The sequence below is a fragment of the Paenibacillus glycinis genome (assembly GCF_009909185.1).
GTDB lineage: Bacteria > Bacillota > Bacilli > Paenibacillales > Paenibacillaceae > Paenibacillus_Z > Paenibacillus_Z glycinis.
Map to the genome: position 1 here is coordinate 170304 of NZ_JAAAMV010000010.1, position 11254 is coordinate 181557.

Annotated in this window: 9 protein-coding genes; all 9 read left to right on the forward strand. The window is 61.9% G+C overall.

The annotated features are described in order from the left end of the window. Nucleotides 1-13: 13 nt before the first annotated feature. Nucleotides 14-811, forward strand: coding sequence for an ABC transporter permease subunit (locus GT019_RS14975; protein ID WP_161743981.1), 798 nt, complete (start codon nt 14-16; stop codon nt 809-811). Nucleotides 812-846: 35 nt separating this feature from the next. Next, on the forward strand, nt 847-1617 hold the full coding sequence (locus GT019_RS14980; protein ID WP_407945083.1) for an ATP-binding cassette domain-containing protein: 771 nt from the start codon (nt 847-849) through the stop codon (nt 1615-1617). A gap of 444 nt (nt 1618-2061) precedes the next feature. Next, nucleotides 2062-3006 (forward strand): ABC transporter permease, encoded by a 945-nt coding sequence (locus GT019_RS14985; protein ID WP_161744007.1) that lies wholly within the window; start codon nt 2062-2064, stop codon nt 3004-3006. A 12-nt stretch (nt 3007-3018) separates the two neighbouring features. Further along, the gene (locus GT019_RS14990) at nt 3019-3888 is read left to right on the forward strand and encodes a carbohydrate ABC transporter permease (RefSeq protein ID WP_161743983.1); all 870 of its coding nucleotides are present in this window, start codon (nt 3019-3021) and stop codon (nt 3886-3888) included. An 80-nt stretch (nt 3889-3968) separates the two neighbouring features. Next, a complete protein-coding gene (locus tag GT019_RS14995; protein ID WP_161743984.1) occupies nt 3969-5555 on the forward strand; it encodes an extracellular solute-binding protein in 1587 nt (528 codons plus the stop codon). A gap of 67 nt (nt 5556-5622) precedes the next feature. Next, nucleotides 5623-6882, forward strand: coding sequence for an FAD-dependent oxidoreductase (locus GT019_RS15000; protein ID WP_161743985.1), 1260 nt, complete (start codon nt 5623-5625; stop codon nt 6880-6882). Nucleotides 6883-6983: 101 nt separating this feature from the next. Further along, nucleotides 6984-8621: a response regulator transcription factor gene (locus GT019_RS15005; RefSeq protein ID WP_161743986.1), complete on the forward strand. Its 1638-nt coding sequence runs from the start codon at nt 6984-6986 to the stop codon at nt 8619-8621. Continuing rightward, nucleotides 8614-10479: a sensor histidine kinase gene (locus GT019_RS15010; RefSeq protein WP_161743987.1), complete on the forward strand. Its 1866-nt coding sequence runs from the start codon at nt 8614-8616 to the stop codon at nt 10477-10479. The genes GT019_RS15005 and GT019_RS15010 overlap by 8 nt, the downstream gene beginning before the upstream one ends. A gap of 217 nt (nt 10480-10696) precedes the next feature. Beyond that, nucleotides 10697-11122 (forward strand): organic hydroperoxide resistance protein, encoded by a 426-nt coding sequence (locus tag GT019_RS15015; RefSeq protein ID WP_161743988.1) that lies wholly within the window; start codon nt 10697-10699, stop codon nt 11120-11122. Nucleotides 11123-11254 lie beyond the last annotated feature (132 nt).

The following is an 11254-nucleotide window of genomic DNA, read 5'->3' on the forward strand; positions in this document are numbered from 1 at the left end:
GAGGGCGACGGCCATGAAGCATTCCGCATCCGGCAAGTGGAAGAAGCGATTGCAATCCGCGGGACTCGAGTGGGCGATTCCGATTTTGGTGATCGCGCTGTGGCAATGGTTCGGCAGCTTGGGGTGGATATCCGCGCGTATTTTGCCGACGCCGGCATCCGTTCTCGAGGCGGGCGCGAAGCTCGTGAAGGACGGCAGCTTGTTCGTCTACATCGGGGACAGCACGCGGCGGGCGCTCGTCGGCTTCGCGATCGGCGGCGGCATCGGGTTCGTCCTGGCGATCTTGAACGGCCTGCTGCCGTTGTCGGAGAAGCTGACGGACTCCAGCATTCAAATGATCCGCACGATCCCGCATCTGTCGCTCATCCCGCTCATTATCGCGTGGTTCGGCATCGGCGAGCAGGGCAAAATTTTTCTGGTCGCGCTCGGCGTCGCGTTCCCGATTTACTTGAATACGCTGCACGGCATCCGGTCCGTCGACCGCGGTTTGATCGAGATGGGGCGAACCTACGGCCTGCGCGGCTTCGCGCTCTTTCGGACGATCGTCTTTCCGGGGGCGCTGCCTTCCATTCTGGTCGGCCTGCGCTTCGCGCTCGGGATCATGTGGATTACGCTCATCGTATCCGAGACCATCTCCTCGGACAGCGGCATCGGCTATATGGCGATGAACGCCAGGGAGTTTTTCCAGATGGACGTCGTCGTGCTCAGCATCATCATCTACGCCTTGCTCGGCAAATTGTCGGATTGGGTCGCAAAGCTCATGGAGAGGAGATGGCTTCAGTGGCATCCACACTTCGGTCCGCCCAACTAACCGCTCCGCACGAAGAGGAGAAGAGCCGCCCATCCTTGCAAGCGGAGGCGGCTGCCCGCGGACTGCAGGTCGACGTCCAGGACGCCGTCGTTCGATTCGGCGAGCTCGCGGTTCTTCGGGAGCTCTCGCTTTCCATTCCGTCCGGCCAGTTTCTGGCGGTGGTAGGCCGAAGCGGCTGCGGAAAAAGCACGCTGCTCCGGCTCCTCGCGGGCCTCGAAGCGGCTTCGGCGGGAACGGTTTCCTTCGGCGCCGCCGGCGGTTCGCCGGGCTTGCGGACGGATGTGCGGGTGATGTTCCAGGATGCGCGGCTGCTGCCATGGAAATCGGTCCTCGACAACGTCCGGATCGGCGTACCCGGCGGAGACAGGGCCCAAGCGCTCGATGCGCTCGAGCTGGTAGGGCTTGCGGATCGCGCGAAGGAATGGCCGGCCGTGCTGTCCGGCGGCCAACGCCAGCGGGTCTCGCTCGCGCGGGCGCTCGCCGGCGATCCGAGACTGCTGCTGCTCGACGAGCCGCTCGGCGCGCTCGACGCGCTTACCCGCATCGAGATGCAGCAGCTGATCGAGCGGCTGTGGCGGGAGCGGCGTTTCACGGCGGTGCTCGTCACGCATGACGTCGGCGAAGCCGTCGCCCTCGCCGACCGGGTCGTATTGGTGGAGAACGGTTCGATCGCGCAGGATGTCGCGGTCGCTCTGGCAAGGCCGCGCGAGAAAGACACCGGCTTCGCCCATTACGAGAGCACGATTCTGAACCGCGTGCTGGCTCGCCGTCCGCCGGCCGAGGACCGGAACGGTTTCTCGATCTAATCGGATCGCGATTGTCCCGACGCGAGCCGCGAGATTCGTTTAAATCCTGCAAAAATGATCGATAAAACAGCCTTGGTCCCGAATCCCGTCGGACCGAGGCTGTTTGTGTTTTTCGTTTGCAGGATCTGATACGATGCCGTCCGACGGTTGATCAGGCTTTTCCGGCACGGGCCTGTTCTAGACAATATTAACACAGCCCCTCATTGATTGAGATTATGCAAAAAAGGAAAATGGCATCGTTGGAGAAATGGTTGCCTCCAATCGCTTCCTCTAATACGCGCGAAAAGGGGTGCCCCGACCCGGGCTCCCTTGTTCGGCGTATCCGAAACTCTATACAAAACAACCAGAAATCAAAGGATTGCCTGCTACAGCGTCCGCGGCCCGTTCACTAGAATGAAGATAACAACAGACGCAAAGAAGGTGAACGACGTGAGCAAGGCCGAAATGACGATCCAAGCGAGACCCGCGGCGGCCGCGAAGACGGGCGGACGGCGGTGGAAGCTGGTCCGCGGCAATCTCGACATGTACGCGCTGCTGCTGCCGGGGCTTGTTTTTCTTCTCTTGTTCAAATACACGCCGATGTACGGCATTTTGATCGCGTTTCAGGACTTCAACATTTTCGCCGGGATCAAGGGCAGCGAGTGGGTCGGTCTGGAGCAGTTCCGCAAGCTGATCCATTCGGACGAGTTCCTGCAGGTGCTCTTCAACACGCTGCTGATCAGCCTGTACAAGATCGTCATCCTGTTTCCGATCCCGATCGTGCTCGCGCTGTTCCTGAACGAAGTGCGGCGCATGTTCTTCAAGCGCACGATCCAGACGATCATTTATTTGCCCCATTTCCTGTCGTGGGTCATCATCTCGGGCTTGTTCATCAACATCCTCTCGCCGTCCGGCGGGCTGGTGAACGAGGTCATCCGCTCGCTCGGCGGGCAGCCGGTCTCGTTCCTGACGGAGAACGATTGGTTCCGCAGCGTGGTCGTGTTCACGGCAGGCTGGAAGGAGATCGGCTGGAACGCCATCGTCTTCATCGCCGCGATCGCGGGCATCGACCAGGAGCAGTACGAGGCGGCCGCCATCGACGGCGCGGGCCGGATCCGGCAGATGATCTCCATCTCGCTGCCGGGCATGCTGCCGACGATCATGCTCATGTTCATCCTGCGAATCGGCAGTCTGCTGGAAGCGGGCACGGAGCAGATCCTGACGATGTACAATCCGCTCGTCTACGACAGCGGGGACGTCATCGGCACGTTCGTTTACCGCATGGGGCTCGGACAGCAGGATTACAGCTTCAGCACGGCCGTCGGACTGTTCAATTCCGCGGTCGGCTTCCTGCTCATCGTCATCGGCAACATGCTCAGCCGAAAATTTCTGCAGCGCAGCATTTGGTAGGAGGGGATCGGAATGCGCGGAAAAAAAATCGGCGATTACGCGCTGGATAGCGTGATTTATATCTGTTTGACGCTCATGGGACTGGCGACCCTGCTGCCCTTCGCGAACGTGCTGTCCAAGTCGATCAGCGAGGAATGGGCGATCGTGGCGGGCAAGGTGGGGATTATCCCGGTCGGGTTCCAGCTCGATACGATGCGCTTTGTCGTAACGTCGAGCCAGTTCCTGCACGCCTTGTTCATCTCGGCGCTCGTCGCCGTGATCGGGACGCTGGCTTCGCTGCTGGTGACGGCGATGACGGCATACCCGCTCTCGAAGCGGGAGCTGCCCGGCACGGGCGCGCTGATCGTGCTCTTCATCTTCACGATGATGTTCAACGGCGGCATCATTCCGAATTACCTGCTCATCCGCCAGCTGGACCTGATCAATAACCTGGGCTCGCTCATCCTGCCGGCCTTGGTCAGCGTGTTCAATATGCTCGTCGTCAAGAGCTACTTCGAGAGCCTGCCGCCGAGCCTGGAGGAATCCGCCAAGCTGGAGGGCGCGCGGAATTACACGATCCTTTTCCGGATCATCCTGCCGCTCAGCGGTCCCGTGCTCGCGACGATCGGGCTGTTCTACGCCGTGTATTACTGGAACGATTATTTCAACCCGATGCTCTACATCAACAGCTCGTCCTTGAAGCCGCTGCAGCTGTACCTGCAGGACATCGTCATGAACGCCGACACGTCCTCGGCCTTGAGCGCCGACGATCTGATGAACGTTCCGGCGGAGGGGGTACGGTCGGCGACGGTCATCGCGTCGACGATTCCGATCCTGCTCGTCTATCCGTTCCTGCAGAAATATTTCATCAAAGGCGTGTTGATCGGCTCGGTCAAAGGCTGACAAGCCGTCCGTCCCGCATTAACGCTTTCGGGGGTGCCCGGGAGATTAATGATATATACTAAATTCAGGAGGGTCATGCAATGAAGAACTATGTTAAATTATTCTTGGTTACCGCAATGGCAGTCATGCTCGTGGCGTTGACGGCCTGCTCGTCGAACAACGGCGGCAGCGACAATGCCGCGAATGCAACGAATTCCGCGGACACCGCGGATACGGCGAACGCGGGGGGCGAAGCCGATGCGGGAGACGCGGCGAATGCGCCGTCCGACGAGCCCAAGCCGGAGCTGAAACGGCTGGGCATTTGGCAGAACGAGGACTACAACACGTACCCGGTCGCCAAAATGCTGGAAGAGAAGACGGGCTACAAGGTGAAATACGACATGCTGCCGCAAGACAAATACGCGGAGAAACAGAACCTGATCATGTCGTCCGGCGAACCGTACGATCTCGTGACCACGTTCAGCGACATGGCGATCTACTCGGATTACGCGCAGAAAGGCGCGCTGGTCGACCTGCTGCCGCTGATCGACAAGTACGGCCCGAACATCAAGACGGCAATCTCGCAGCAATCCATGGATGCGCTTAAGGTCGACGGCAAGCTGTACGCGATCCCGACAGCGGTTACGTATGAAGTCAACAACAGCATCCTGATCCGCACGGATTGGCTGGATAAGCTGGGCCTGCAGATGCCGACCACGACGGATGAACTGACCGCCGTATTGAAAGCGTTTAAAGACAAGGATCCGGGCGGCAACGGCGACCAGGACGTACCGCTCACGATTCGCGGCGACCTGCCGATGCTCGACAATATCGTCGGCGCGTTCGGCATGCCGAATACGTGGAACGACGTGGACGGCCAGTTGGTGCCGCGCGTGCTGGATCCGGCGTACAAGGATTACATCACCTACATGTCCGATTTGTATAAGCAAGGCTTGCTCGACAAGGAGTTCGTCGTGAACAAAGACGCGACGGCCAAAGAGAAATTCTCGAGCGGCAAAGCCGGCGCGATTATCGTGCACTGGGCGGATATCCCGACGATCTCCGACGCGATCACGAAGAGCGTGCCGGATGCGAAATTCGCGTTCGTGCCGGCTTTGAAAGGACCTGCGGGCAAAGCGGGCTTCGCGGCCAACGCGGGCTTCGACCGCCTGACGTTCATTCCGAAAGCTTCCAAGCACCCGGAGGACGCCATCAAATGGATCAACGCGAGCTTGGATCCCGAGACGTTCAAGGATCTGGCCATCGGCGAAGAAGGCAAGCATTACACGGAAGAGAACGGCGCTTACATGCCGATCCTGCCGATCTTCAACGACGAGCGCAACCTGGCGAACAACTACATGGCGGGCACGGACGAAACCAATTATCCGATCTACTGGCAGGCTCGCGTGCATAAGAGCCCGGTCATGTTCGAAGCGTTCGACTTCCTGAACAACAAGCAGCCGGCCGAAGTGAAGATCCAGAACAAGCTCGGCCTTGCGCCGTACATGCCGGAATACGCGAAGAACAACCAGCAGCTGGAGACGATGGTCGGCGATTATACGATCAAGCTGATCGCGGGCGCGGAGTCGCTGTCCGGACTGGAAGCGTTCCAAGCGAAGTACAAGGCGGCGGGCGAAGAAGCAAGCGCGAAGGAAATCAACGCCTGGTACGCGACGACGACCAAATAAACGCAAAAGCGGCGGCGGCTCGTTCCACGGGAGCTTGCCGCTTGCTTTACTTGAGAGGAGACCTACCATGCAGAGCAAGCAGTATTCGTTTACCCGGCAAGTCGAAACGCATGCGCATGCGGACGTCATCGTGATCGGAGGCGGACCGGCGGGCACGGCGGCGGCGATCGCCGCGGCGAGAAGCGGGAAGCAGGTGGTGCTGCTGGAGAAATCCGCGCAGCTGGGCGGCATGGGCACGCTCGCGAACGTCAGCATCTTCATGCCGGTCGGCAACGTGACGGGCATCTACCGCGAGATCGTCGCCGAGATGCTGGCGGAGTACCTGCCGGCCGACCACGACCAGTCCATCGCGCCGCAATATTCGCCGTTCCTGTTTCGCCAATACTTCAACGAGAAGATGAAGAAGGAGAACGTGCAGGTGTTCTTCCACAGCGAATTCGTCGGCGCGGTGCGGGAGGACCGCCGGATCAAGGCGGTCGTCGTCTCGACGCGCGAGGGGCTGCGGGCGTTCGAGGGCGACGCGTTCATCGACTGTACCGGCGACGCCCGGGTGGCGATCGACGCGGGCGTTCCGTATCATGCCGGCCGGGAAGGGGACGGCTTGACGCAGCCGATGACGCTCATGTTCACGATGCAGGACACCGGCAAGCCGGTCGTTCCGATCCTGCCGGAGGGCTGCTACGAATACAACGACGTGGCGGATCTGCCGCAGGGCCGGAGATTGTATTGGGAGCAAAACGGCGACGGCACGCTGCTCGTCAACATGTCGCGCGTCAAGGCGAACGGCGCGAAGATCGAGGACGTCAACTACGCGGAGACGGAGGCGCTTCGGCAGGTGTTTTCCATCGCCAACTACTTGCAGCGCACCGGGTTCGAGACGTACGCGATCGCGCACATCGCCCCGCAGACCGGCGTTCGGGAATCCAATCAAATCGAGGGGCTCTATACGCTGACCGAGCAGGACGTGGTGAGCGGGCGGCGGTTCGCGGACGTCGTGGCGCAGACCAACTACGAGATCGACATTCATAGCCCCGACGCGCAGAAAACGACGGACGAACGCGAGGTCGACGGCTACGATATTCCGTACCGCTGCATGGTGCCGGCCGCGTTCGACAACCTGCTCGTGGCCGGCAGGTCGATCTCCGCGACGCATGTCGCGATGTCGTCGATGCGCGTGCAGGCGACCTGCTACGCGCTCGGCCAGGCGGCGGGCGCGGCCGCGGCGATCGCGCTGGACGACGGCAGCGCGGCGAAGGACGTCTCCATGCCGAAGCTGCACGCGATCCTGGAGCGCCAAGGCGTCCGGTTCCGCGTCGTGACGGGCTGATCGGTCCGGCCGCGGCGGCGTCCCTCGATGGGCGCCGCCGCTTTGGCGTATCGCCGCGCGAAGCGTAGCGTCCGATAACCATAAGGGAAGGAGACGGCGTAATGTACAAATTGTTGATCGTGGACGACGAGCCGACGGTGCGCGCGGGCTTGCGCGCGTATTTCAACTGGTCGTCGTTCGGCATCGAGGTGATGGACGAGGCGGACGACGGGGACGTCGCGCTTGCGATCATCGGGCGGGAACGGCCCGATTTGGTTCTGACGGACGTCCGCATGCCGAATATGGACGGCATTACGCTGTCCCGGCATATCTCTGCGCGGCATCCCGAGACGAAGATCGTTTTCATCAGCGGGCACGACGACGCGGACTATTTGAAGTCGGCGCTGAAGGTCAGCGCGGTCGACTACATCTTCAAGCCGGTCAACCTGGAGGAGCTGAGCGCGGTCGTTAGGCGCGTCGTGGCCGATCTCGACGCGGAACGGGCGGAGCAGCGGCTGAAGGAAGAGCTGGCGATCAAGCTGAAGGAAGGCATGCCCCTGCTGCGGGAGAAATTCCTGCTGTCGCTGGTCGAGCGCGCCGCGCCAAGGCAGAATCTGCGCGAGCGGCTGGACTTCCTCGGCTTGGACCTGCCCGTCGACGCCTCGTACTGGATCATGGTCGTCTCCGTCGACGATATGGCGGACGTGACGGCCAGCCGGACCGAGCCGGACCGCCAACTGCTCTGGTACTCCGTGCTCAACATCGCCCAGGAGCTGATCGACCGCCATCTCGGCGGACTGGCGTTCGAGCGGCGCACCGGGGAGTTCGTCGGCATCCTGCGGGCCGACCCGGCGGGCGATGCCGCGCCGGATGCCGTCGAAGCGCTGTTCGCGCTCGCGGGCGACCTGCGCGAGAACCTGGAACGCTGGCTTAAGCTCGGCGTCACGATCGGCATCAGCGAGCGGGTATCCGCGTTGTCCGACCTCGCCCTCGCTTACAAGCAGGCGCGCGAGGCGGCCGACCACAAGTGGTTTCTCGGCAAGAACCGGATCATCACGATGGACAGCCTGCGAAGCCCCGAGACGCATGCCGGCGATTACGGACGGAGCGGTCCCGTGGACAACGAGGAGCTCGTCTCGGCGCTCAAGGCGGCGGATTCGGACAAGCTGCGGGAAGTGCTCGACCTGATCTTCGCGGACTTGAACCGCAAGCGGCGGGACGGGTTGAAGTACGGGCGCAATGCCTGCCTGCAGATCGTCCTGGCGGTCGACCAGCTGCTGCTGGAGCTGAACGCGCAGGCCGCCGACCCGGAATCCTCGGAAACGAGCCTGTGGGAGGCGCTGTTCGAGCAGGAGACGCTCGGCGAGATGCGGCAGCTGATTGAATCGCATCTGCTGGACGCGTGCGAACGCATCCGCGAGAAACGGACGGGCAAGACGGCCAACCTGGTCGAACGGGTACGCGCCATCATCGATCGGAATTACGCCAATGGCGGCCTGACCGTGGCCGAGATCGGCAAGGAGGTCTATCTGACGCCGACGTACGTCAGCCTGCTGTTCAAGCAGGAGACCGGCCAGACGGTGAACGAGTACTTGACGCAGGTCCGGGTGGAGAGGGCGAAGGAGCTGCTGCGCGATCCGCAGTACAAGTTCTACGACATCTGCTACGCGATCGGGTACACAGACCCGAGCTACTTCACCAAGCTGTTCAAGAAAGCGACGGGCGTCACGCCGAGCGTGTACCGGGAAAACCATGCGTAGCGGGGCCGTCGCGGCCGTGCGGAGGCTCGTCTCGGGAGCGGGGGCAGGCGTGCGCTTCCTGCGCCGTTTTACGATCCCGCGCCAGTGGCTGCTCGCGTACCTGCTGCTCATCGTCGTGCCGGCGGGCCTATTCCTGTACGGCTACTACGAGCGCTCGGCCAAGATCCTGAAGGACGAGGTCGTCCGCACGATGCAGCAAACGCTGAAGCAGGCGGGCAGCAACCTGTCGTACCGGCTGGAGCATTTGCAGGACATCAGCAACGCGGCGTTCATGAATTCGAACCTGCACGCGTACCTGTCCGTCGGCGCGGACGATCAGTCGATCGCGATTCAATTGGAGGTCGTCAAGGACCTGCGTTATCTGGTCGATACCGTGCAGCTGAACTCCGACGTCTTCCACGTGCGCTTGTTCGTCGACAAGTCGAAGCTGTACGCGGCCGAACGCATCAATTTCTTCTCGCTCGACAGCTTGAAGGACGACCCGTTATACGCCTCGGTCATCGCGGCCAACGGCGGCATCGTCTGGACGGGCGATTACAACGAAACCTTCCTGGATGCGGGAGACCAGCGGATCTTCTCGTTGGCCCGGATGCTGCGCGACCCCAATCATTACGACAAAGTCTCGGGCGTGCTGATGATCGACGTGAAGGAAAGCATGGTGGGCGATATCCTGTCGGCGCTGCAGTTCTCGCCGGGGACGCAGGTGTACCTCGTCGATCCGAACGGCACGATCGTCTATCACCCCGACCGGGCGCGGATCGGCGCCGGCATCGATCCCGCCGTCCAGGCGGTGTTGAACCGGGGCAGCGAGGGCGCCGGCTCGTTGAAGCTGAACGGCGAGGTCAACGACGTGATGTTCGCGACGCTCGATCCGACCGGCTGGAAGCTGGTGGCGCAGGGCACCGAGTCCCAGCTGTCGCGCCGCGCGGTGCAGCTGACGCAGAAGTCGGAATGGACCTCGCTGCTGGAATACATCGCGCTCTTCCTGCTCCTGCCCTTCGTGCTGCTGGCCATCATCGTGCGCGGCATGAACCGGCGGGTCAAGCAGGTCATCACCGTGATCCGCAAGGAGGGAACGGAAAGCAGCCTCAGCGAGCTGCCGCCCGTCAACGGGGATTTCCACCTGCTGGAGCGGAGCGTCGACCACCTGATCCTCCGGGTGCGGACGCTCGTCGAGGAGAAGTACAAGGCCCAGCTCCACGAGCGCGAGGCGCAGCTGCAAGCGCTGCAGGCGCAGATCAATCCGCACTTTCTGTACAACACGCTCGATACGATCAATTGGATCGCGATCGGCAAGGGGGCGTCGGACATCAGCCAGATGATCGACAGCTTGGCCAAATACTTCCGCCTCAGCTTGAACAAAGGCAAGACGATCGTCAGCGTGGAAGACGAGCTGCGCCTGGCGCAGGTGTACCTGGAGATTCAGCAGAGCCGCTTTCCGAATACGTTCGCCTTCGAGCTGGACTGCGAGCCGGGCGTCGAGGCGTACGCGATGCCGAAGCTGATCCTGCAGCCGATCGTCGAGAACGCGCTGCTGCACGGCATCCGCAAGGCGAAAGGAAAGCCCGGCGTCATTCGCATCTCCGCCCGGGAGGAGCAGGGAGATCTGCTCTTCGCCGTCTCCGATAACGGCATCGGCATGGACGAGGGACTGGTGCGCCAGCTGCTGACGGAAGCGCCGAGCGAGGCCCGGGACGACGGCGCCGGCAACGGGAGCTCGTACGGGCTGTACAACGTCAACGAGCGGATCAAGCTGTACGCCGGCGACCACTACGGGCTTAGCGTCGTGTCGGAGCTCGGCGCGGGCACGACCGTGCTCGTTCGGCTGAAGGCCGAGCGCGCGGGAGCGCGGGAATAGGGGCGCGGTACGCGCCAGAGCAGCCGCTTCGGTTCACGGGGCGGCTTTTCCATGCGCGGCCATGCCGGTCCGTCGGCCCCGGGAGAAGAGGCGCTGCGTCAACCGGAAAAGTTTTTGGTTAAAAAGGGTTGCGTCCCAGGATTTTCTGTGCTAAATTAAATTATATAAAATTGATTTGTGCACAAATAAAATGAACAAACCAAAAGGAGAGATCGACATGGAAACATTGTATACGGCAATCGCAACGGCTGAAGGCGGAAGAAACGGACGGGTGACCTCCTCGGACGGCGTCCTGGACTTGAACTTGACGATGCCCAAATCGATGGGCGGCAACGGCGCGGAAGGCACGAATCCGGAGCAGCTGTTCGCAGCCGGCTATGCCGCATGCTTCCACAGCGCGCTTCAATTGGTCGCGCGGACGCAGAAGGTGCAGCATGAAGGCACGGACGTGACGGCGCATATCAGCATCGGCAAAGGAGCCGACGGCGGCTTCCAATTGGCGGCTCAGCTTCACGTGAACGTGGACGGCGTCGATCAACAGACGGCGGAAGAGCTGGTGAAGGCGGCGCACGGCGTCTGCCCGTATTCGAAAGCGACCCGCGGCAACATTGAAGTGAAACTGGTCGTAAACGGCCAGCAATAATAGCGGTTCTCCCGCACGAACAAGCGCCGGCCGGCATCCCGCAGAGGATGACGGCCGGCGCTTTCGCGTAGCGCGGCGCTTTCGCGTAGCGCGGCGCTTTCGCGTAGCGCGGCGCTTTCGCGTAGCGCGGCG